Raw genomic sequence first — 21559 nt, forward strand, 5'->3', positions numbered from 1 at the left:
GCCGTGCCGCGGCGGGCGAAGGCTCACCTGCTGCTGCAAATGCACCATCCCACCACCCCTTGCGATTCCGATGTCTCTTCCGACTGACATCTCTCATTCGAAGCAGGACGGGCCATGGATGGTTCGGCGGAGGGGGGGCTAGACCACCCGTGCCCGGTCCGGGTCCGCCGGGGCGGAGGAGGCGACGGCGATGAGCGAATCCGCGTTGAGGACGAACTCCTCACCGAGCCGCGCCACGAAGGCCTCCCTTACGCGGTGCAGGAGCTCGGGGTCGTCCGGCAGCAGCCCCCGGTATCCGCTGCCGAGTGCAAGGGACCAGGCGTGGTCGGGCTCGAGGGGAACGGTCAGCCCGAGCCTCTCGACCGTGACGTCCTCCAGCCCCCGTGCGAGCAACCACTCCTGCAGGCGGTCCCTGGAAGCGAGCCTCCTGCAGTTCTCGACGAAGACAGGGGCAGGGGAGGAACCGGCAGCGCCTCCGTCCGACGGAACGGTGGCGCGGATGGTGTCGAGGAGCAGATCGCCGAAGGGCTCGAGCGCGCCGTCGTCCCATGCGCTCAGGGCGACCCTGCCACCCGGGCGCAGCATCCCCACGATGCGGTCCATGCCCGCGTCCATGTCGTCGAGGAGGAAGACCCCGTAGCAGCTGACCACGGCGTCGTAGGGCGCGTCCGGCGTCCACGCGGCAGGATCCGTGCGGTGGAAGGACACGTTGCCCAGCCCGAGGGCCTCGGCCTTGGCTTCCGCGAGGTCGAGCATCGCCGAGGAGCGGTCGACGGCGTCGACGTGCCCGTCCGGTCCTGCGAGCTGCGCGGCCGGGATGGTCCCCGTGCCGGTTCCTGCGAAGACGTCGAGTACACGCTCGCCCAGGAGGATGTCGGCCGCGGCGACGACGGCGTTGCTCACCGGGTTCCACACGGCGGGAGCGAGTCGGTCGTAGTCCTCCGCCCCGCCTTCGGGCAGTGTTGCGGCATGGCGAGCGGGCATGGGGGGCTCCTGGGCGTGGATCATCGCCGGGTGCCTGCGAAGCCCTGTTGGCGCCAGGCTTCGTAGAGGACGATGGATGCGGTGTTGGCGAGGTTGAGCGAACGGCGGGTGGGCAGCATCGGGACGCGGACGCGCGCCGTGACCCGGCTGTCGTGCTTGACCTCGTCCGGGAGGCCGTCGGACTCCCGGCCGAACAGCAGGACGTCCGTGGGTTCATAGGCGATGTCCGTGTAGGACATGTCACCGTCCGAGGTGTAGGCGAACACGCGGCCGGGCTGCAGGGCCTCCCACGCCGCCTCGAGGGTCGGATGCACGTGCAGTACCGCGAGGTCGTGGTAGTCCAGCCCGGCCCGCTTCAGCTTGGAGTCCTCGAGGCTGAAGCCGAGCGGTTCCACGAGGTGCAGTTCCGCACCCGTCACGGCGGCGAGGCGGATCGCGGCCCCGGTGTTGCCGGGTATTTCTGGGGTGTGGAAGAGGATGCGGAACACCGCTCCATCCTAGCTTCCGGCCGAGGCGAGCAGGCGCGCGAGTACGGGGAGCTGCACCGCGTTCGGGCTGGGACCGGAGGACAGGAACGAGCGGATGGTGCGGACGGCCGTGCCGGCGTTCACGACCTGCACGACGTCGGGCGAGGAGCGGTCGAAGCCGGGCGGGACGTCGATCACGGGGGCGAAGGGATTGTCCGGCGCGCCGTGGATGACCACCCAGCCGGCGACGTTGAGGTCCGGGAACAGCTCCTGGACTGCACGCACCGAGCGCGGTAGCTGCAGATCGACCGTCCTGCCCTGGAAGCGCAGCGATCTGCCGTCCCAGGAGAAGTTGCCCGGCGGCGCCGTGAAGGAGTCGATGACTGCCATGCGGTAGCCGGCGAGGAGGACATGACCGGCCGACGTCTTCTCCCTGTCGTCGAAGGCGAGGCCGTTGACGAGGCGCGCGGCGGGGTACGTGGGCAGCAGCGCGCGTTCGAGCAGGGCGGAGGTGCGGAGTTCGCCGTCCACACGGGCCCGGGCCGCGGAGGACAGGCGTCCGAACATGCCCGGCTGCCGCGGAGAGCCGTGGACCTGCCGGCCGGCGAGGATCAGGGGGACGGCCGGTGGAGCCGACGGCGAGAACGGTGGCAGGTAGTTCGGCGGGGCCTTCGCGGCGTCGTCGTCCTCCACCCGTGTCCGCGCGGACGCCCGCGCTCCCGGAGTCCCGTTCCGGGCCGCAGCGCCGGGGGCCGCGGGGGCGGGGCGGGCCCGCCCGGTCTCGGCGTCGTAGCGTTCCCGGCGCTGCGGATCACTGAGCGTCTCGTAGGCGATGGCGACGTCGTGGAAGCTGCCAGCGCTGCCGCCGAGGTCCGGGTGCGCCGCTCGGGCCGCCCTGCGATAGGCGTCCTTGATGTCCTTGGCGCCGGCTTCCGGGGGCACGCCGAGGACGTCGTAGTACGAAGTCCGTGGTGCCTCTGGCATCGATCGGGCCTTTCGTGGAGATTCTGCGGTTCCGGAGTATCCGGGACCACGGGGCTGGTGCGGCTGTGCCCGGAGACCACCGGCCGACACCACCTGACACTAAGCCACGGGGCAACCGGCACAAAAGCGTGCGCCGCCCACCGTGGGCCCTCCCGCCGGTCGGGCAGGACGGCGCCGGCAGCAGGCGGAGATGCGGGCTCAGGTACAACGCAACACCCGGCCGGGAAGTTTCACCGTCCACGGCTGCGGATCGATGGGGACTCCTGTCCGTTGCACGCCACCGCACCGGCACTGCACCGGCACTGCACCGGCATTACAGTGGGAGCGGCGACCGACCGGGTGTCGCGGAGATCAGGCAGACGGGACGGTTCGCGTGCGGCGAGGCAGGGTGACGACGGCAGGCAGCGCCCGGCTGGGACTGCCGGTGCTCGCCCTGCTCCTGACGCTGTCGGCCTGCACCATCGAGGTACCGCTGCCGCCGGGATCCGAGCCGGCCACGGGGCCGGCCACCGCTCCGCCGGGCGCGGCCGGGCCTGCCCCCTCGCCCACCGGCGTCGACCCCACCCTGCCGCCCCTCACCCGCGCGCAGATCGCGGGCGCCGACATGACCTTCGCCCGCGGCAGCTACATCGCGCAGGACGAGGGCGTCGCCTTCGCCGACGGCATGGCGCGCTCCGACGGGTGGACGCCGCGCAGGATGATGGCCAACGGGGAGTCCGTCTACGAGGACGGCCTCGGGTGTCTGGCGTCCCTCCGGTATACGGGCATGCAGGCGCCGCTCGTCGTGGACGGCGATGACAGGGCGTCCACGGAGGCGCTCTTCGCGTTCCTGGACCCGAGCATCCTCCCCGAGTACCTCGTGACGACCGTCTGGCCGTGGGGCCCGAACCCCGGCGAATCTCCGGCGGGCATCGAGTTCCTCACCTACCTGCAACCGGCCACCGGGTCCGCGCCGGCGAGCGCCGTGTCCCTCCGGCTGTTCAGCCGGCCGCGCACCGGGCTGGCGATCACGCTGTCCTGTCCCTCGGACGACCAGCTGGCGGCCGCCGTCGCCGACGTCCGCAGCCGCGTCTCGGTGGTGCCGCCGAGGTCCTGAACCTCGGCGGTGCCCAGGGGTCCTGCCTGTCGGGAACCGGGCGTCCGCCCGGCTGCCTCACGAGGTGCGACGGTACAGCGTGTAGAGGGCCGATTCCTCCGTCAGCAGGGAGGAGAGCTCCAGCGGCACGGCGTCCTCCGGGCTGGGGCCCACGGAGATCCGGGGCCCGTCGCCGCCGGCGAGCAGCGGACTGATCGAAAGGCACAGTTCGGCGACGGCGCCGGCGCGGGTGAGGTCACCCAGCACCGCCGGGCCGCCCTCGCACAGCACCTTCAGCAGTCCGCGCCTGCCGAGCTCGGCGAGGACGGCGGCCGCCCGTACCGTGTCCGATCCGCAGTCGACCACGTCGGCGACGTGCTCCAGTGCCGCACGCCTGCCTGCCGGCGCGTCCGAGCCGGTGAGGATGACCGGACGCACCGGGGCACGCTGGAAGAAGCCGCTGGAGGGGTCGAGGTCCAGGCTGCCCGAGATCACCGCGACGGCGGGGTGGGGTGCGAGGCCGTGCGCGGAGCGCCAGGTCCGTGCGGCATCGTCGACGAGCTCGCCCTCGTAGCCCTCGGCCCGGATGGTCCCCGCTCCGACGAGCACCACGTCCGCGAGGCGCCGCAGCACCGTGAAGATGCGCCGGTCGCCCTCGTTCCCGAGCCCGGCGGAGAATCCCCCGCTGGTCGCGGCGCCGTCGGCCGCGGCCACGAAGTTGAACCGGACGTACGGGGTGTCCGTGGCCGGGTAGGCGTAGATGCGGTGCAGGGCCTCGTCGTCGATCGCCCCGGGTGAGGCCGGGATGAGCGAGGTGATCATGGCGCTACCGGCTCGTTGGCATCGCCCATGTTGTGGCGCAGGTAGGCCGGTTCGCGCCAGCCGAGGACCGCCTCGGTGAGGTTGATGGCAGCCCGGGACGCCGCCACGTTGTGCATCCGCAGCACGCGGGCGCCGCCGAGGACGCAGATGACGGCGGCGGCGAGCGAGCCCTCGACGCGTTCCCGCTTGGGTCGGTCGAGCGTCTCGCCGATGAAGTCCTTGTTGGACACGGCGGCGAGGGTGGGGAACCCGAGGCCGGCGATCTCGGAGAACCTGCGCGTGATCTCCAGGGAGTGCAGTGTGTTCTTGTTGAGGTCGTGTCCCGGGTCCACGAGGATCCGGTCCTCCGGGATGCCCAGCCGCACGGCGTCGTCGACCTTCCGGAGGAGGAAGTCCGCGATCTCGCAGACCACGTCGCCGTACGTCGGCCGTGGATAGACGGTGCGCGGCTCCGCCAGGCTGTGCGTGATGACGAGGTGCGCCCCGGCGTCGGCGACGACGGCCGCCATGTCCGGGTCCCGCAGGCCCGTGGTGTCGTTGACGACGTTCGCCCCTGCGGCGAGTGCGAGCCGGGCGACCTCCGGGAGGAAGGTGTCGGCGGAGATGATGACGTCCGACGCCGCGCGTACGGCGCTGATGACCGGGACGATGCGGTCGGCCTCCTCCGAGGCCGGGATGGGATCGCCCGGGGAGAACGGCGCCCCGCCGATGTCCACCCAGTCGGCGCCGTCGTCGACCGCCTTCAGGGAGGCGTCGACGGCGGCCTGCAGGGCGAAGGTCGCCCCGCCGTCGTAGAAGGAGTCCGGTGTCCGGTTGATGACGGCCATGAGCGCGACCCGTCGGTCGAAGTCGATGGTCCGCGCGCCGAACGTGTGCACCGCGTGCCGGAGACCGGGCAGGTAGGTGCCGGGAGAGGAAGGAGCCCCTGCTTGACTGTCCACCCTGCAGTTGTACCACCACGGGCAGCCGCGACGTCGTCCTCGCCTCCGCGTGACGCGCGCCACCGGAATCGGCCGGGCGGCGTGGCGCCCGTAGAATCGGAGGATGCCCGTGTATGTCGATCACGCGGCGACCACGCCGATCTCGGCGCCGGCGCTCGCCGCACTCACCCGCGAACTCAGCCGGAGCGGGAATCCCTCCTCCCTCCACGGCTCGGGCCGCCGTGCCCGCCGCTCGGTGGAGGAGGCCCGCGAGACGATCGCGGCCGCCGCCGGGGCCCATTCCTCCGAGGTGATCTTCACGTCGGGTGGAACCGAGGCGGACAACCTGGCGATCAAGGGCCTCTACTGGGCGCGCCGGGCGGCCGGTCCCGCCCGCAACCGGATTCTCTGCAGCACCGTGGAGCACCACGCCGTCCAGGACACCGTCGAGTGGCTCGAGCGGCACGAGGGCGCGGAGGTGGTGTGGCTGCCCGTCGACGCGACCGGCGTCGTCTCCCTCGATGCGCTGCGGACCGCGCTGGCCGAAGCGCCCGAGCGGACCGCGCTGGTCACCGTCATGTGGGCCAACAACGAGGTGGGGACCGTCCAGCCGGTCCAGGCCATCACGGCCGAGGCTGCCCGGTTCGGGATCCCCGTCCACAGCGACGCTGTGCAGGCCTTCGGCTCCCTTCCGGTGTCCTTCGCGGAGTCGGGGCTCGCGACCATGGCCGTCAGCGCGCACAAGATCGGCGGTCCCGTGGGTGTCGGCGCCCTCCTGGTGGGCCGCGCCGTGACCCTGACGCCCGTGCAGCACGGCGGCGGGCAGGAACGGGACATCAGGTCCGGGACGCTCGACGGCGCCGGCATCGCCGCCTTCGCCGCTGCGGCCGACGACGCCGTCGCGCACCTCCACGATGAGGGTCTCCGCCTCGCCGCGCTGAGGGACCGCCTGATCGAGGGGATCCTCCAGCAGGTCCCGGAGGCGGTGCTGCGCGGGGTCGGGCATCCCGCTCCGCCGGGCGCGCGGCTCCCCGGCAACGTTCACTTCACCTTCCCCGGGTGCGAGGGGGATTCGCTCCTGTTCCTCCTCGACCTGGCGGGCATCGAGTCCTCGACGGGTTCGGCCTGCACCGCGGGCGTTCCGCGGCCCTCCCACGTCCTGCTGGCCATGGGCCTGACGGAGGACGAGGCGCGGGGCGCCCAGCGGTTCAGCCTCGGGCATACATCCACCGCCGAGGACGTTGACGCGGTGGTGCGAGCCATCGGCGGGGCGTACGAGCGCGCCCGCACGGCGGGCATGGCCGGGCACGCATCAACCATTCGAACGGCAGGAACGGGTTTTTCATCATGAGGGTACTGGCAGCTATGAGCGGCGGCGTCGATTCCGCGGTGGCGGCGGCGCGCGCCGTGGACGCGGGGCACGACGTCGTCGGCGTCCACCTGGCCCTCTCCCGCATGCCCGGGACGCTCCGTACCGGGAGCCGCGGCTGCTGCACCATCGAGGACTCGCGGGACGCGTGGCGCGCCTGCGACATCCTCGGCATCCCGTACTACGTCTGGGACTTCTCCGAGCGCTTCAAGGAGGACGTCGTCGACGACTTCGTCGCGGAGTACGCGGCGGGCCGCACACCCAATCCGTGCATGCGCTGCAACGAGCGCATCAAGTTCGCCGCGCTGCTCGAGAAGGCGCTCGCGCTCGGGTTCGACGCCGTCTGCACCGGCCACTACGCGAAGGTCATCGAGGACGCCGACGGCAACCCGGAGCTGCACCGCGCGGCCGACTGGGCGAAGGACCAGTCCTACGTGCTCGGCGTGCTCACCCACGAGCAGCTCCGGCATTCCATGTTCCCGCTCGCCGAGACCCCCTCGAAGGCCGAGGTGCGTGCGGAGGCGGAGCGGCGCGGACTCTCCGTCGCGAACAAGCCCGACAGCCACGACATCTGCTTCATCCCCGACGGGGACACGCGGGGCTGGCTCGAGGAGCGCATCGAGATGACCGACGGCGACATCCTCGACGTCGACGGCGAGAAGATCGGCAGCCACCCCGGTGCCAACGCCTTCACCGTCGGCCAGCGGCGTGGCCTCAAGCTGGGCACCCCCGCCGCGGACGGCAAGCCACGCTTCGTGCTCGAGATCCGCCCGAAGCAGAACGAGGTCGTCGTCGGACCCGAGCACATGCTCGCGATCGACGAGATGCGGGGCATCAAGGTGTCCTGGGCTGGCCTGCCGATCGGCGAGGTGCTCACGGGCGAGGAGTTCGCGTGCATGGCCCAGGTCCGCGCCCATGGCGACCCCGTGGCTGCCCGCGCTTCGGTCGAGGCGGCCGGTGACGGCAGCCAGCAGCTGGTGGTCCGTCTGGTCGAGCCCATGCGCGGCGTGGCACCCGGACAGACCGTCGTCCTGTACCAGGGCACGAGGGTGCTGGGCCAGGCGACCATCGACTCCGCACGATCGGCACTCCGCCCGGAGATGGCGGCGGCACAGGGCTAGACGCAGTTTCCGGACGTCCGCAGGCTTCTGCTTGACTGGAGGCATGACGCATCCACGCAGCGGCTTCGACCCGGCAGCCAGTTCACTCGCAGGAGACGTAGCCCCCGAGGTGATGGCCGAGCTGCTCTCGGTGCGGAGTTCGATCGACAACATCGACGCGACCCTCGTCTACCTGCTGGCCGAACGTTTCAAGGCGACCCAGCGCGTAGGGCACCTGAAGGCCGAGCACGATCTTCCCGCCGGTGACCCGCAGCGGGAGGCGGCGCAGATCGCCCGGCTCCGCATGCTGGCCGAAGAGGCGCAGCTGGACCCGGCGTTCGCCGAGAAGTTCCTGAACTTCATCATCTCCGAGGTGATCCGACACCACCAGGCCATCTCGGAGAACCGCAGGCCAGCCGAGGGCCGCCACGGCGATCCTTCCTCCGCAACCGGCTCCGCAACCGGCTCCGGAACGGGAACAGACGGCACCCATGCCTGACCGGGACCGCGAGCGTACCGTCGGGGCGACGGCCGCCGGCGACTGGCCGGGCACCGACCCCCTCGAGGCCAACCGGGCCGTGCGGGGTGAGCTCGGGGGAGCGAACGTGCCCTTCCTGCCGGCCCTGACGGCCCGGGGACCGGGAAGCGACGCCGTGGGCCGGACGCTCGGGGTCCTCGTGGAGTTGCCGTTCGATCTCCAGCCGCACGGCTGGCGCCTCGTCCAGCGGCCCGGCAGGGACCAGCGGCGCGCGGAGTCCGCCCTGTCGTCCGACCTCAACGCACTCGGCGACATCGCGGGCGCCGAGGAACAGCCCGCCCCGCGCCTGAAGCTGCACCTGAGAGGGCCGCTGTCCCTGGCCGCGGGCACGCACCTGCACAACGGCGAGCGCGTCCTGGTCGATTCCGGCGCACGGCGCGAGCTCTACGAATCGCTCGCTGCAGGTGCGGCGGACGTGGTGAGGCGCGTGTCGGCCGTGGCAAGGGGCGCCCAGGTGCTCCTCCAGCTCGATGAGCCCGACGCCGGTGATGTCCTCGCGGGGCGCGTGCCCACGGCGAGCGGGTACCGGACGCTGCGCGCGATCGACCGCCGTGAGGCGACCGAGGCCTGGGACCTCGTGACGGCTTCGGTCCGGGGCGCTGGAGCTGCGGGCACCGTCCTGGTACCGGGAAGCGGCGATACCGCACTCGACGCCGCCCGTTCGAGCGCGGCGACAGCAGTGTCCCTCGAGCTGCGCGGGATCTCCGACCGGCACTGGGATGCACTCGCGGAGGACATCGAGTCGGGGCGCGGGCTCTGGCTGGCGATCCTGGACCCCAGGCTCGAGCTTCCCCAGGTCACGGCGCTCGCGGAGTCGGTGCTCCGTGCCTGGCGGCGCGTCGGGCTGCCGGCGACGGCGCTCTCCGCGCTGACGGTGACGTCGCTGCCGGGGCTCGACGCCCTCTCCCCGGGCGGTGCCACGCGGGCGCTCACCCGCCTCGCCCAGGTCGCCGACGCGCTGGACCAGGTACGCAGCGAGGGCTGATCCGGGCCGTTGCGGCAGCGGGACCGGTCAGACGCGCTCTTCCCAGCGGCGGGGACGGGCGTCGGGGGGAAGGACGCCGTCGAACTCCTCGAGGACGTAGTCGAAGGATCCCGCGTAGACGAGCAGGGTTCCCAGTTGGCGGTGCACCACGCGCGTCGTGATCCTGAACGCACCCGCGGCGTCGTCCCACCACTGCTCCACGTAGGCGAGCGCGCCGAGCGCATCGGGAAGCGACAGCCGGGGACCCGCGAAGACCCGCGTCCGGGAGGACACCATGCGGATGTGGCCGTCGTCGGTGGCGGAGCAGGTCAGGAGCGTGGCCATGCGCCGGTGCCGGCCCACATAGTCGGTGAGGACGCCGTCCTGCAGGGAGGTCGTGTCCTCGAACACGCGCACGGCGGTGCCGAAGTCGAGTTCGCGGCGCGCCGTGAGGGCCGGGCGCCCGAACGGATCCGTATGCGGGTAGTTCCGGATGGTGAACGGGACGTCGGCGCCGTACTCGGGAAAGAACGCGTTGTCCAGCGCGGTGAGGCGGAAGGCCGGCCGCGCGAACCAGGCGGGACACCCGGCGACGTCGAAGACCCCTCGCCCATGACCCGACAGTCCGCTCTCCGCGTGCAGCCCGAAGTATTCGCGCAGCTCCGGCTGGAGGCGGCCGAACTCGCTGCCCATCGCCTGCTGGTAGATCGAGATCATGCCGCCCACTTCCTCCGCTCGGACCACCAGTCAACCATGGGGCGGGCAGACCGGCGTCGGAGGAGCAGTCGAAGCACTCAGAGACGCCCGGCGGCCTTGAGCCTGATGTACGCGTCGGCGAGCAGGGGTGGGAGTTCGGCGGGGACCGCGTCCACCACCTCGGCGCCGAGGAGGCGGATCTGGTTCGCCACCGCGGCGCGATCCAACAGGGCCCGTTCCGCAGCCGCGGCGCGGAACGTGGCCGTCGCCGTCGAGCGGTCCGCGCTCATCTCGTCGAGCCTGGGGTCACGGACCGAGGCGACCACGACGACGTGGCGCCCGGTCAGGGCGGGCAGCGCCGGCAGCAGGCCCTCCTCGACGGCGCCCGAATCGAGCGAGGTCAGCAGCACCACGAGGGAGCGGTGGGCCGAAGCCGCTCGAACCTGCGCGGGGAGGCGCGACCAGTCGGCCTCGATGAGTTCCGCCTCGAGCGGCGCCATCGCGGTCACGAGCGAACCGAGCAGGTTCCCCTTGGCCGTCGAGTCCACACGTGCTCTGAGGCGGCGGTCGAAGGCCAGGAAGTGCACCTTGTCCCCGCCCCGCTCGGCGAGGACGGACAGGAGCAGGGCGGCTTCGATGCCGGTGTCCAGGCGTGGCTCGTCGAGCACCCGCGCCGCCGATGTGCGCGAGGTGTCCAGCACGACGACGACGCGGCGGTCACGCTCGGGGCGCCAGGTCCGGACGACCGTATCGCGCCGCCGGGCGGTGGCCCGCCAGTCGATGGAGCGCACGTCGTCGCCGCGCACGTAGTCCCGCAGGGAGTCGAACTCGGTGCCGGCGCCCCGGATCTGCACCGCTGACCGGCCGTCGAGTTCGCGCAGGCGGCGCAACTTCGAGGGGAGGTGGCGCTTGGCGTTGAACGGGGGCAGCACCCGGAGCACGCCGGACGCCGGGACCGGGACCTGCCGTGCGGCGATCCCGAGCGGGCCGACGCTCCGGATGGTCACCGTGTCCACGCGGAGGATGCCGCGCCGCGTGGGGCGCAGCAGGACGGTCATGCGCCGCGACCCGCCGGGAGGCACCACGATCGCCTGCTCCGGATCGACCGCCCCGGCTGACGGCTGCCAGGCCTCGCGCACCGTCGCACGCAGCGGCCGGGACGTGTCGTTGCGCAGCACCAGCGCGCTGCGGCCCTCCTCACCGAGCCGCACGCTGTCCGGCAGGGTCCGGACGATACCCACTCGCCGCGGGGATGCGGCCAGGCCCACATCGAGGCAGGCCACCGCGGCGAGGAGCGCAGCCCACAGCAGGATCGACGTCGCGCCCGGGTAGAGGAGGACGGGCACGACGCCGAGCAGCGCCAGCAGGACGAAACGGCCGGTGATGACCAAGGGCTCTCCTCTCGGATCCGGGGGCGGATGGATGCCCGCGGCGGACCGGACGGGCGGGGTGGGATACCTACCGCGGGACGGGGACGGTGCTCAGGATGCCGCCGAGCACGTCGTCGACGTCGACGCCGTCCATCTGCGCCTCCGGCCTCAGCGCCACACGGTGCCGGAGCGCCGGCAGCGTGAGCGCCTTGACGTCGTCGGGAGTGACGAAGGACCGGCCGGACAGCCACGCCCAGGCGCGCGAGGTGTTCAGGAGCGCCGTGGCACCGCGCGGCGACACGCCGAGCTGGAACGACGGAGACGTCCGGGTGGCGCGGACGACGTCGACGATGTAGGCGAGCACCTCCGGCGCGACGGCGACACGCGCGACCGCCGTCCGGGCATGTTCGATGTCCTCCGCCCCGGCCACCGCCCGGACGCCCGCGGCAGCGAGGTCGCGGGGATCGAAGCCGGCGCTGTGCCGGCGGATCACCTCGATCTCGTCGTCGCGGCCGGGAAGGGGGAGGGCGAGCTTGAGGAGGAAGCGGTCGAGTTGGGCCTCGGGCAGGGGATAGGTGCCCTCGTACTCCACCGGGTTCTGCGTCGCCGCGACGATGAACGGCGTGGGCAGGCGCCGGGACACGCCGTCGACGGAGACCTGCCGTTCCTCCATCGCCTCCAGCAGCGATGCCTGCGTCTTCGGGGGAGTGCGGTTGATCTCGTCGGCGAGGAGGACGTTGGTGAAGACCGGACCCTCCCGGAACGTGAACTCGGAGGCCCTCGCCTCGTAGATGAGGGAGCCCGTGATGTCGCCCGGCATGAGGTCCGGCGTGAACTGGACCCGCTTCGTGCCGAGGCTCAGCGCGGCGGCGAGCGTGCGCACGAGTAGGGTCTTGGCGACGCCCGGTACGCCCTCCAGCAGGACATGCCCGTCCGCCAGGAGACCGATGAGGAGCCCCGTCACGGCCGGGTCCTGACCCACGATCGACTTGCCCACCTCGGCGCGTACGCGCAGCAGCGCCGCCCGGGCGGAGTCCTCGTCGGGGCTTGCCTGGCTGGGGGTCCGGCCGGCGGGCCGCGGCGTCCGATCCTCCGCGCGTGCCGTCGGGTGTGCCCCGCCCGGCGGTGTCGCCGGCGCCGGCAGGGCTTCGTCCTGCCGGCCTTCGGTGTGGTTCATGATGACGTGATCTCCTTCTCGAGGTCGAGGATCTCCTGTGCCCACAGCACAAGCTCGCGATTCGTGGTCGGGGTGTAGCCGAGCAGCCGCTGCTCGAGCTCCGGACGGGGCCGTCCGCTGTGGCGCGCCGCCGCATCGACGACCTCGGCGGGGGACGCGGAGCGGTCGACGCGGAGGCGACGGGCCATTCGGGTGAGGGTCGCCGCCCGGAGGTTGGCCGCGGCATGCGGCACGGAACGGGAGTCCTGGTAGAGGCGGGCGCGACCTTCGGCCGTCTCCGCGGCGCGGACGACGACGGGCAGCGGCTCGGCAGCCAGCGGCCCCAGCCGCCGTCCCCGCCAGAGCATCGCCAGGGCCGAGCAGGCCAGGAGCCACACCAGCAGGGGATCCACCCACGGAGGCAGGAGGGTCCTCGGGTCGATGCCCTCGCCGGTCGAGACGACATCCGCGCCCGTCGGTTCGTACCAGACGAGGGTCGGCGAGGAGCCGAGCACCCGCAGGGCGAGGGCCGCGTTGCCCTCGTCCGTGATCGAGCCGTTGGAGAGGATCGACGGCGCTCCGAGCACGGCGACCGCGCCGTCGGTGCTCGTGGCGTACAGGCCCCCGGCCACGTCGTCCACCGTCGTCGGGAAGCACTCGATGGCGCCGGAGTACACCGTTCCCGTCGCCGAGAGCGTCCCTGCCGCCGTCGCATCGGCGTCCGCGCACTCGGCGTCCGGGGCAGGGGAGCCTCCCGAGAGGTCGAGGGGGACAGGTCCGATCACCGTGAAGTCCTCGTCGAGGGCGGTCAGCTGGCGGGCACCCGGCTCAGCGAGCACCGCCCGGTCCGATGCGGCGGCCAGGTCTGCGACCTGGTCGCCGCTGAGGTACTGCTGCGCGTCATGGAGGAACAGCGTTGCCGGCCCTTCCCCCAGTGCCGCGAGTGCGTCGTCGTAGGACTTGGCCCGGACGACGTCGACGCCCTGCGCCCGCAGGACCTCCACTACCGCCCGGGCGCCTTCGGGTGCGGGATTGGCCGGGGACAGGGGTCCGCGGTCCTCCTCCCGACCCGGCAGGAGGTTGATCAGGATGATCACCGCGAGGACGAGGGCGCCCGCCAGCAGGGGCAGGGCACGCCGCACCCGCGAGCGCGCGGTCGCCAGCGCGTTGCCGCCGTCGCCCATGACCTCCCCGGTCCGGCCCGGCGGCGCGGGATGCGCCGCGTCCCCGCCGGCGGGGACGGCGGACGGGGCGGCGGGGCGGCCGGGAGGTGGTGCCTCGGACTGCCGGGCCTCGTGCGTCACCGGGGTGCCACCGGCGTCGTCGGTCCGTCGGATCGGGCAGGGCGTTCCGTGGAGAGACGGGCGTCGATGCCGGCGGCGCGCCGGTAGTCGCTGTCCGTCGCCGTGCCGCTGCCGTAGTGCGTCTCGTTGAACAGGTCCGCCAGCCAGGCGACCTCCGCCGAGAGGGACGGGAAGACGCCGCCGAGTCGACGCGCGGCCTCCGTCGCCGTCCTGCCGGGCTGCTCACCGATCACCACGCGCTCCTCCGCGGAGCGGATGATCGCGCGCAGCAGCTCTGCCACCGCCTTGTTCCAGTTGCCCTCCCCGGCGAACGCGGCGGCGCGCTCGCGGTGGTACGCGCCCGAGCGCCCGGCTCCGTCGTCGAACACGGCCGCCTCCCGCTTCCTGCCGCGCGCGTTCAGGCGCGGTCTGATGAGCACGACGGCCACGAGGATGAGGAGTGCCGCGCCGATCGCGACCACGAGCGTGCCCGGCCCGGGCCCCAGCCCGCCGACGCCGTCGAGCAGCCGGGCGATCCCTCGGAGGAAGTCCGCGAGGATGCGTTCGAAGACGTTGGGCTGCGCTTCCACATAGGCGGGTTTCGCCAGTTCCTCCTCGAGGAGCCGCCGGGCGTCGTCGGCGCCGGGCGCGAGGACCGGGCGGGAGCCGGCACTCACGGGCACACCCCGTGCCGGGTCCCTCCGGCAGGGCGGCCCGGCATCAGGGACTCCCGCCCGGTCGATGCCCGAAGGAGGCGGTGCCACCGGGGACGACATCGGTCCGCCCGGGCCCCGCCTGCTCGTGCTCGCGCATCAGGACAACGTCGAACCCTTCGCGCCGGATGCGGAGGTCGACGTACAGCAGGGACGTAACGCCCGCCTGGAAGGCGTACCCGATGGCCGCGAAGAGGGCTGTGACCGCCTGCGTGGCCAGCAGGACGGGGATCGAGTCCAGGGCATCCGCGGTGGCGGAGGTGGAGCTGCTGAAGCCGAAGAAGAGGGACACGGCGAAGGTGAGCGGGGTGGAGATGACGGACGCGATGATCGAGACGATCAGGCTCGTCAGCACCACGATGCCGAACGTCCTCCACCAGGTGCCGCGCGTCAGCTGCCACGACCGTCTGATGGAGGTCCAGGGCCCGGTGCCCTCGAGCATGAGGGCCGCAGGAGCGACGACGATCTTGATGCTCGCCCAGATCAGGACGACCAGCGCGCCGATCACCAGCGGCACGATCACGACGGCCGAGTACTCCTCGAGCCCGATGACGGCCAGCGCGGAGATCCCGACGAGGAGGACGAGGCCGACGACGCCCGCCGCGAACGACAGCAGGCCGAATCCGAACAGGGGGAGGAGGCGGTTGCGGGCGAGCCGCCATGCCTGGCCGAAGGACGTCCGCTGGTTGATGACGGCTCGGGCGACCGGGATGACCAGGATGCCCTGCAGGACGAGCAGCGCGACACCGGACACGACCCCCGCGACCGAGGCGAAGACGCCGAGACTGGCGAAGGCACCGATGATGCTGTCCGGCGTGGGGTTCTGCGCCTCGAACACCTCGAAGGAGGACAGCACGTTGCCCAGCAGCAGGACGGTCACCAGTGCGACGACGGCCTGCAGGAGGATGGCGACACCGAAGGTGGCCAGCGGATTCCGCCGACAGGCCTGGAAGGCGCCGTCGAGCAGCTCGCCGAGTCCGAGCGGCCGCAGGGGGATCACGCCCGGCTTCGGTGGAGCCTGGTACAGGGGGGCGGGCGGGAAGGTACCGCCCCACGGGCTTCCCTGACCGGGACCCCGGGGCGGGTACGTCGAGCCCCACCCGTGGCCGCCGAGGGGCGCGGAGGGCCGCCCGCCCTGCGGTGGTGGCGCGCCGCCGTCTCCCGGCCGTCCCGGATGGCCTGGATCGACGGGGCGGCCCGACTGCCCGCCGGGTGCTCCCCACGAGGGAGTCGCTGCAGGGGAGGAGTGGCCTTGCGGGGACTGCCAGGGCGAGGGCCCACGACCGTCGGTGCCTTCCGACGCGGCCGGCGGCTGCCAGGGCGCTTCGGCCCGGCCGTCGGCGCTCCGGTCGTGGTCCGGCGCCCGGCCGTCACCCGAGGAGGCGGGACCGCCGTCGTCCGTCCCGCCGTCCGGCTGACCACTGATCCGATCACTCATAGCGTCCCCTCGGTCGGCACTCCCGGGAGGCATACGCGCAGCATCCCTCCTGCATCATAGTGAGGCGCGCCACCATTCCGGCCAGCGGCGCACGGTGGCGCCGCTGGCCGGGCAGCGGCCCGAGCGACCGCCCGGAGCCATCGCCCCGACACATCGTGCGGTGAGGCTGGTGGGACTTTGCCGTCCCGATGGGACAGTATTGGGGTATGAAGGCTCGCATACTGGTCATCGACGATGATGAGGCCCTGTCCGAGATGATCGGCATCGTCCTCCGTAATGACGGATTCGACCCCGTGTTCTGCGCCGACGGCTCGGCTGCGCTGGGTGTGTTCCGCTCGACCCATCCGGATCTCGTGCTGCTCGATCTGATGCTGCCGGGAATGGACGGTATCGAGGTGTGTCGCCAGATACGGGCCGAGTCCGACCTCCCCATCGTGATGCTGACCGCGAAGTCGGACACCTCCGACGTCGTCCGCGGCCTCGAATCCGGGGCCGACGACTACGTCCCCAAGCCCTTCAAGCCGGCAGAGCTCGTCGCTCGGGTGCGCGCCCGGCTCCGCCCGGCCGAGTCCAAGGCCCCGGAGACCCTCCGGATCGGCGAGGTCAGCATCGACGTCGCGGGCCACGAGGTAACCCGGGCAGGCGAGCGCGTATCCCTGACGCCGCTCGAATTCGACCTGCTGGTGGCCCTCGCCCGGAAGCCCTGGCAGGTGTTCACCCGAGAGCTTCTCCTCGAGCAGGTGTGGGGCTACCGCCATGCGGCCGACACGCGCCTTGTCAATGTCCACGTGCAACGGCTGCGCTCGAAGATCGAACGCGACCCCGAGGCGCCCGAGATTGTCCTGACGGTGCGTGGTGTCGGCTACAAGGCCGGACAGGGCTGAGGCGGAGGGCGCGCACCGGCGCGCTCCCGGCTCCGGTACGGCACCTGATCCCGGACCGTCTCCGCTGCGCGCCGTCGACCCCGACGCACCGGACGGCAGGACGTCCGTCGCACTGCCCGCCGATGCAGATGATGCGACCGGATCCTCGTCCGTGGCCTCGTCCGTGGCCTCGTCCGTGGCCTCGTCCGTGGCCTCGTCCGTGGCCGGCCGGCTCCGGGGTGCGCCGGCCCGCGTGCGGGTCCTGCTGCGCTCGATCGCGAGCCGCTGGCGGCGGTCACTGCAGTTCCGCACCGTGGTCGCGACCATGCTGCTGACCTCCGTGTCCTTCGTTGCCGTGGGCGGGTTCCTGTCCAACCAGATCGCCAGCGCGCTCTACGACGAACGGTTCGACCAGTTCAGTGCGGAGGCACGTGCTGCCCTGACCTCGACGAAGGCCGTTTTCCGGGACTCCTCGGCGACGGACCGCGACACCACCAGTCGCCTGGTCCTGGATTCGGTCAACGCACTCGTGGGCAACGAGACGGACGCGCCGCGCCAGGCCATGCTCGTGCCGATCACCGGCGACGAAGGGCTGTTCATCCCGGCGACGGTGAGCCAGGACGGCGCGACCGCAGGCATGCTGCCGGAGGACCTGCAGCAGGCGGTGGATGGCGGGCAGGACGTCTACTGGGCGCCCATCACCATCCCGGTGACGCAGGACGGCGACCAGGATGCCCCTGGTATCGCCTTCGGCACGCAGGTGCAGCTGCCGCCCGAACGCAGCTCCTACGCCCTCTACGTCTACTACGACCTCTCCTCCATGCAGTCAACGCTCGACTACATCCACGGTGTCCTGTGGCTGGTGGGCCTCGTGCTGCTGCTCGTGATCGGTGCGATCACCTGGTACGTGACCCGCAGCGTCGTGCTGCCGGTCGGCTATGCGGCGTCCGTGTCCGAGAAGCTCGCGGCAGGGCAGCTGCAGGAACGCATGGAGGTCACCGGCGAGGACGAGGTGGCACGGCTCGGTGCGTCGTTCAACCACATGGCGGGCAGCCTGCAGGACCAGATCACACAGCTGGCGCAGCTGTCGCAGATGCAGCAGCGGTTCGTGTCCGACGTGTCGCACGAACTCCGGACGCCGCTGACCACGGTGCGCATGGCCGCCGAGGTCCTCCACGACGCACGGGACGAGTTCAACCCGGTCAACAAGCGCTCCGCGGAGATCCTCTTCGACCAGGTCGAGCGGTTCCAGGCGCTCCTCGCCGACCTGCTCGAGATCTCCCGGTTCGACGCCGGCGCAGCAGTCCTGGAGGCCGAGTCCGTCGACATCGTGCACCTCGTGCAGCACGCCATCGACGGTGCGCGGCCCCTCGCGGACAGGCTCGGATCCGACCTCGGCATCGTGTCGGCCGAGTCCAGCTGCATCGTGGACGCCGATGCGCGGCGCATCGACCGGATCCTCCGAAACCTGATCGTCAACGCACTCGAACACGGGGAGGCGAGGCCGGTCGAGATCCACATCGCCTGCAATCCCGAAGCCGTCGCGGTCGCCGTGCGCGACTACGGCATCGGCATGACACCGCTGCAGGCGTCCCGCGTCTTCGACCGATTCTGGCGGGCCGATCCTGCGCGGGCCCGGACCACGGGAGGCAGCGGGCTCGGCCTCTCCATCGCCGCGGAGGACGCGCGCCTGCACAGCGCGTGGCTGGAGGCGTGGGGCATGCCGGGTGAGGGCGCCTGCTTCCGGCTGACGCTTCCGCGTCGCCAGGGGACCGAGCTGGCGTCGTCGCCCCTGGCGCTGCCTCCGTCGGGTTCGGACAGCGCCGGGCAGGCCGGGCACGAGCCCCCGCAGCAGGCACCAGGGGACATCGGCAACGAAGCGAGGGAGAGCAGTGCGACCCAGTAGTACGAGCGGCCGTGACCGGGCGGAACGTCGCCGCGACTCCAACAGCGTGCACTCGGCATTCCTCGCCGTCCTGCTCGCCCTCCTCCTGGTGCTCACCGGCTGCTCAGCCATCCCCACGAAGGGGCCCGTCGGCGTGATCCCGGCCGCGGATGGTGAGGCCGACGCCGTCGCGCCGGCCTTCGACCCCGCAGGTCCCGCCGCAGGTGCTACGCCCGAGCGGATCCTGCGCGACTTCATCACCGCCGGCACCGGTGCAGGGGACGGGTACAGCGTCGCCCGCCAGTTCCTGACCCTCGAGCTTGCGAAGACCTGGAAGCCGGAGGAACGGATCGTCCTGTTCCGGTCCGATCCACGGGTCGAGAAGCGCGAGACCGAAGGGGTCTACCAGATCCAGCTCGAGACGACCGGGACGGTCGACGCCAGGGGAGTGCGGACCAACAGCACGGCTCCGGCCACGGAGACCCTGGGGGTCCGGATGGTCGAGGAAGCGGGCGAATGGCGGATCGACGAGATCCCGGACGGCATCATGCTGGCCCAGAGCAGCGCCCGGGACCTCCTGCTCTCGCACAGCCTCTACTTCTACAGCAGCACCTATCGCTACTGGGTCCCCGACGCACGCTGGTTCGTCCGGCGGACCGGCGTGACGGCGAGGATCGTCAGCGCCATGCTGGCCGGCCCCGCACCCTACCTGCAGGGTTCCGTCACCAGTGCGTTCCCCGAGGGGGTCAAGCTCGTCCGCGATTCCGTGCCGATCACGTCCGGCAAGGCCTCGGTGGAGCTCTCCGCCGAGGTCCTCGACAATGCCACTAACCTCGGGCTGCAGCAGATGGACCAGCAACTCCAGGTCAACCTGCTCGGCCTGAACGACGTCACGTCGGTGGAGATGACCAGTGGCCAGCCCATCGAGCTGGGACCACCCGCCCCGAACCTCGTGGTGCCCGAACTGACACCCGACGTGGGGGGCGAGCAGGTCGCCGTCGCTGCGGGCGAGCTGGTGCGGGTGCGCAACGGCGCCATCGTCCCGATCGAGGGACTGCCCTCGGTGGCGGCACTGGCACCGCGCGGACCGGCGACGTCGGTCTCCGGCAGCGCCTACGCCTTCACGAACTCGGACAGGACCACCCTCTACATGACGGCGCCGGGCAGCGAGGCCCGGGAGATCCTCAAGGGCGGTGCGCTGACCCGGCCCTCCTTCGACCCGGAGAACTGGGTCTGGACCAGCAGGGCGGCCGGAGCACGCAGCGAGGTCCTCGCCATCCCGCCGGGGGGCACGGAGGCGAACGCCGTCGTCCTGGCCGCGGGCTGGCTCGGGGACCGGAAGGTGAAGGAGCTGCGCGTCGCGCGGGACGGCTCACGCGCCCTGATCGTCACTGAGCGTGGTGGAACGAGCGAGGTGCTGCTCGCCGGCATCACACGGTCCACGGAGGGTGCTCCCCAATCGCTCACCACGCCCCTGGCACTGCCGGTGGACGGGACCGTCGATACGGCCGTGTGGGCAGGCCAGAGTTCGATCGCGGCATCGACCGTCGGCGCCGGCGAGGAAGCCGCCCCGGTGATCCTCCAGCTGGACGGCGAACAGGAGACGATGGCCGCCCTGGACGGCATCCTGGCGATCAGCGCGGGGTCCGACGCCGAGGACACGGTGTACGCCCAGGCCGGCGACACGCTCTACCGGCGCATCGGTAGCAGCTGGGTGGACGAGCAGCTCGACGTCGTCGATCCGGCCTTCCCCGGGTAGCGCCGTCCACATAGCGCGGGCGGGGCCGCGGGGCGAGCAGTCCGCATGATGTCGTGGACCGATGAGTTCAGTGGGAATCGCCCGGCTTGTGGACAGGTTCGTGTTCGGCCGCTCCTGCCAGCGCATCATGCATGCCCTCGCAGCCTTCGCGGCACTCGTCCTGCCGACGAGCTGCGTCGTCTGCGGCCTGTGGGACACATCCCTGTGTCCGGAGTGCCTCGGCCGCTTCCGGCGTGCGACGGCGCGGCCGTTCCGTGCGGAGGCGGAAGCCGAATCACTCCCGGACGTCGAGGTCGCCATCCGTGGCCCGCAGTCCGCAGGTGCGGAGGCAGACCACGGTGGGCGGGGTTCCCCTGCCGCAGTGCCGTTCGGTCCGCTGCCCGTGCTCGCGGCGGGGCGGTACGGACGGGCCGTGTCGGTGGTGCTGCTCGCCTTCAAGAATCACGGACACGTCGACCTGGCCGTTCCTGTGGCGGCGGCCCTGGGTGGCGTCCTGCACCACGCGCCGCAGGTTCTCGGGCAGCGGGCGGCAGCCTCCGAGCCGATCCTGCTGGTGCCCGTGCCTACTCGGGCGTCATCGCGCCGCCGGCGCGGCTACGACCCGCTGATGCTGCTCCTGTCCAGGCTCGACCGCGGAGGGCACCTGCCCGCTGGGTGCGTGCTCGCTCCCGCCCTGCGACAGCGACCGCTGCCGATCCGACTCCTCGACGCGGTCGGGCGGGGCGGCACGGCCTCGCTCGTGCGGGCCGTCCTTCCGGCGGCGCTCACCGGTCTCGGGGACCAGAAGGGGCTCGGCCGGCGAGGCAGGCGAACCAACGTTTTGCACTCGATGGGTGCCACCGGTGTCCCGGGAAGTGCGCTCGCCGGGCGGAACTGCATCATCGTGGACGATGTCCTCACGACGGGCGCGACGATCGCGGAGGCCCACCGTGCCCTCGTCGCCGCGGGCGCCCTGGTGCTCGGCGCCGTGGTCATCGCAGCGACGTCCTCGCCCGCGGGAGGCGGCCCGGGCCGGGTCCTCGGGGTGCCATCCACTGCATCCGGCCGCCCCGGGCACGGCGCCGTCGCCCCGGCGTCCGGTGCACCACCGGAAGTTTCTGGAGCGCCGAGGGGTGAATAAAGGAGGGGCGTGATCTACCGTGAAGTACGGGTACCGCACAGTGACGACACGTA

Annotated in this window: 20 protein-coding genes; 9 read left to right on the forward strand and 11 right to left on the reverse strand. The window is 72.1% G+C overall.

What is annotated here, in order from left to right:
* Positions 1–138 precede the first annotated feature (138 nt).
* Genes AC1MFI_RS10445 through AC1MFI_RS10455 form a run of 3 tightly spaced genes read right to left on the reverse strand, consistent with a single transcriptional unit; the run spans position 139 to position 2435 of the window.
* Complete coding sequence (locus tag AC1MFI_RS10445) at positions 139–984, reverse strand: class I SAM-dependent methyltransferase (RefSeq protein WP_479816693.1); 846 nt, start codon at positions 982–984, stop codon at positions 139–141.
* Between the two features lie 20 nt (positions 985–1004).
* Entirely contained in the window at positions 1005–1472 is a 468-nt protein-coding gene (locus AC1MFI_RS10450) for a tRNA (cytidine(34)-2'-O)-methyltransferase (RefSeq protein WP_479816694.1), read from the reverse strand.
* Between the two features lie 9 nt (positions 1473–1481).
* Complete coding sequence (locus tag AC1MFI_RS10455; RefSeq protein WP_479816696.1) at positions 1482–2435, reverse strand: J domain-containing protein; 954 nt, start codon at positions 2433–2435, stop codon at positions 1482–1484.
* Between the two features lie 388 nt (positions 2436–2823).
* Here AC1MFI_RS10455 and AC1MFI_RS10460 point away from each other — a divergent pair, with 388 nt between their 5' ends.
* Positions 2824–3531 (forward strand): hypothetical protein, encoded by a 708-nt coding sequence (locus tag AC1MFI_RS10460; protein WP_479816698.1) that lies wholly within the window; start codon positions 2824–2826, stop codon positions 3529–3531.
* A 57-nt stretch (positions 3532–3588) separates the two neighbouring features.
* Here the strand turns inward: AC1MFI_RS10460 and AC1MFI_RS10465 are convergent, their stop codons facing one another.
* Together AC1MFI_RS10465 and folP are read right to left on the reverse strand one after the other, a co-directional pair.
* The gene (locus AC1MFI_RS10465; RefSeq protein WP_479816700.1) at positions 3589–4332 is read right to left on the reverse strand and encodes a pyrimidine reductase family protein; all 744 of its coding nucleotides are present in this window, start codon (positions 4330–4332) and stop codon (positions 3589–3591) included.
* The gene (gene folP, locus AC1MFI_RS10470; RefSeq protein ID WP_479816702.1) at positions 4329–5273 is read right to left on the reverse strand and encodes a dihydropteroate synthase; all 945 of its coding nucleotides are present in this window, start codon (positions 5271–5273) and stop codon (positions 4329–4331) included. The genes AC1MFI_RS10465 and folP overlap by 4 nt, the downstream gene beginning before the upstream one ends.
* Positions 5274–5376: 103 nt before the next feature.
* Between folP and AC1MFI_RS10475 the strand changes: the two genes are divergently transcribed.
* From AC1MFI_RS10475 to AC1MFI_RS10490, 4 genes are read left to right on the forward strand one after another with little or no spacing between them, the layout of a single operon-like run.
* Entirely contained in the window at positions 5377–6603 is a 1227-nt protein-coding gene (locus AC1MFI_RS10475; RefSeq protein WP_479816704.1) for a cysteine desulfurase family protein, read from the forward strand.
* Positions 6600–7742, forward strand: a complete 1143-nt coding sequence (gene mnmA / locus AC1MFI_RS10480) for a tRNA 2-thiouridine(34) synthase MnmA (protein WP_479816706.1) — start codon at positions 6600–6602, stop codon at positions 7740–7742. Before AC1MFI_RS10475 ends, mnmA begins: the two co-directional genes overlap by 4 nt.
* 43 nt (positions 7743–7785) lie before the next feature.
* Positions 7786–8220, forward strand: coding sequence for a chorismate mutase (locus AC1MFI_RS10485; RefSeq protein WP_479816708.1), 435 nt, complete (start codon positions 7786–7788; stop codon positions 8218–8220).
* Entirely contained in the window at positions 8213–9244 is a 1032-nt protein-coding gene (locus AC1MFI_RS10490; RefSeq protein ID WP_479816710.1) for a uroporphyrinogen decarboxylase/cobalamine-independent methonine synthase family protein, read from the forward strand. Before AC1MFI_RS10485 ends, AC1MFI_RS10490 begins: the two co-directional genes overlap by 8 nt.
* Positions 9245–9271: 27 nt before the next feature.
* Here the strand turns inward: AC1MFI_RS10490 and AC1MFI_RS10495 are convergent, their stop codons facing one another.
* From AC1MFI_RS10495 to AC1MFI_RS10520, 6 genes are all read right to left on the reverse strand, one after another.
* Positions 9272–9940, reverse strand: a complete 669-nt coding sequence (locus AC1MFI_RS10495) for a DUF4166 domain-containing protein (protein ID WP_479816712.1) — start codon at positions 9938–9940, stop codon at positions 9272–9274.
* Between the two features lie 77 nt (positions 9941–10017).
* Positions 10018–11310, reverse strand: a complete 1293-nt coding sequence (locus tag AC1MFI_RS10500; protein ID WP_479816714.1) for a DUF58 domain-containing protein — start codon at positions 11308–11310, stop codon at positions 10018–10020.
* Between the two features lie 67 nt (positions 11311–11377).
* Positions 11378–12466 (reverse strand): AAA family ATPase, encoded by a 1089-nt coding sequence (locus tag AC1MFI_RS10505; protein WP_479816716.1) that lies wholly within the window; start codon positions 12464–12466, stop codon positions 11378–11380.
* Positions 12463–13749, reverse strand: a complete 1287-nt coding sequence (locus AC1MFI_RS10510; RefSeq protein WP_479816718.1) for a DUF4350 domain-containing protein — start codon at positions 13747–13749, stop codon at positions 12463–12465. The genes AC1MFI_RS10505 and AC1MFI_RS10510 overlap by 4 nt, the downstream gene beginning before the upstream one ends.
* Positions 13746–14405 carry a DUF4129 domain-containing protein gene (locus tag AC1MFI_RS10515; protein ID WP_479816720.1) on the reverse strand — a complete coding sequence of 220 codons (660 nt, stop codon included), beginning with the start codon at positions 14403–14405 and terminating at the stop codon, positions 13746–13748. The genes AC1MFI_RS10510 and AC1MFI_RS10515 overlap by 4 nt, the downstream gene beginning before the upstream one ends.
* A gap of 43 nt (positions 14406–14448) precedes the next feature.
* Positions 14449–15879: a DUF7847 domain-containing protein gene (locus AC1MFI_RS10520; protein WP_479816722.1), complete on the reverse strand. Its 1431-nt coding sequence runs from the start codon at positions 15877–15879 to the stop codon at positions 14449–14451.
* Between the two features lie 206 nt (positions 15880–16085).
* On the opposite strand from AC1MFI_RS10520, the gene mtrA reads away from it, so the two are divergent.
* From mtrA to AC1MFI_RS10540, 4 genes are all read left to right on the forward strand, one after another.
* The gene (mtrA, locus tag AC1MFI_RS10525; protein WP_400482455.1) at positions 16086–16763 is read left to right on the forward strand and encodes an MtrAB system response regulator MtrA; all 678 of its coding nucleotides are present in this window, start codon (positions 16086–16088) and stop codon (positions 16761–16763) included.
* Positions 16735–18648 carry an MtrAB system histidine kinase MtrB gene (gene mtrB, locus AC1MFI_RS10530; protein WP_479816725.1) on the forward strand — a complete coding sequence of 638 codons (1914 nt, stop codon included), beginning with the start codon at positions 16735–16737 and terminating at the stop codon, positions 18646–18648. The genes mtrA and mtrB overlap by 29 nt, the downstream gene beginning before the upstream one ends.
* Positions 18635–20386, forward strand: a complete 1752-nt coding sequence (locus tag AC1MFI_RS10535) for an LpqB family beta-propeller domain-containing protein (RefSeq protein WP_479816727.1) — start codon at positions 18635–18637, stop codon at positions 20384–20386. Before mtrB ends, AC1MFI_RS10535 begins: the two co-directional genes overlap by 14 nt.
* Positions 20387–20447: 61 nt before the next feature.
* Complete coding sequence (locus AC1MFI_RS10540) at positions 20448–21506, forward strand: ComF family protein (RefSeq protein ID WP_479816729.1); 1059 nt, start codon at positions 20448–20450, stop codon at positions 21504–21506.
* The last annotated feature ends 53 nt before the right edge of the window (positions 21507–21559 follow it).

It is taken from the genome of Arthrobacter sp. BC5 (assembly GCF_056680255.1).

Bases quoted from the DNA above. Each gene is read 5' to 3' on its own strand.
- AC1MFI_RS10445 (WP_479816693.1), bottom strand. From the start codon at position 984: ATGCCCGCTCGCCATGCCGCAACACTGCCCGAAGGCGGGGCGGAGGAC.
- AC1MFI_RS10455 (WP_479816696.1), bottom strand. From the start codon at position 2,435: ATGCCAGAGGCACCACGGACTTCGTACTACGACGTCCTCGGCGTGCCC.
- AC1MFI_RS10465 (WP_479816700.1), bottom strand. From the start codon at position 4,332: ATGATCACCTCGCTCATCCCGGCCTCACCCGGGGCGATCGACGACGAG.
- AC1MFI_RS10475 (WP_479816704.1), top strand. From the start codon at position 5,377: ATGCCCGTGTATGTCGATCACGCGGCGACCACGCCGATCTCGGCGCCG.
- mnmA (WP_479816706.1), top strand. From the start codon at position 6,600: ATGAGGGTACTGGCAGCTATGAGCGGCGGCGTCGATTCCGCGGTGGCG.
- AC1MFI_RS10485 (WP_479816708.1), top strand. From the start codon at position 7,786: ATGACGCATCCACGCAGCGGCTTCGACCCGGCAGCCAGTTCACTCGCA.
- AC1MFI_RS10490 (WP_479816710.1), top strand. From the start codon at position 8,213: ATGCCTGACCGGGACCGCGAGCGTACCGTCGGGGCGACGGCCGCCGGC.
- AC1MFI_RS10495 (WP_479816712.1), bottom strand. From the start codon at position 9,940: ATGATCTCGATCTACCAGCAGGCGATGGGCAGCGAGTTCGGCCGCCTC.
- AC1MFI_RS10505 (WP_479816716.1), bottom strand. From the start codon at position 12,466: ATGAACCACACCGAAGGCCGGCAGGACGAAGCCCTGCCGGCGCCGGCG.
- AC1MFI_RS10520 (WP_479816722.1), bottom strand. From the start codon at position 15,879: ATGAGTGATCGGATCAGTGGTCAGCCGGACGGCGGGACGGACGACGGC.
- mtrA (WP_400482455.1), top strand. From the start codon at position 16,086: ATGAAGGCTCGCATACTGGTCATCGACGATGATGAGGCCCTGTCCGAG.
- AC1MFI_RS10540 (WP_479816729.1), top strand. From the start codon at position 20,448: ATGAGTTCAGTGGGAATCGCCCGGCTTGTGGACAGGTTCGTGTTCGGC.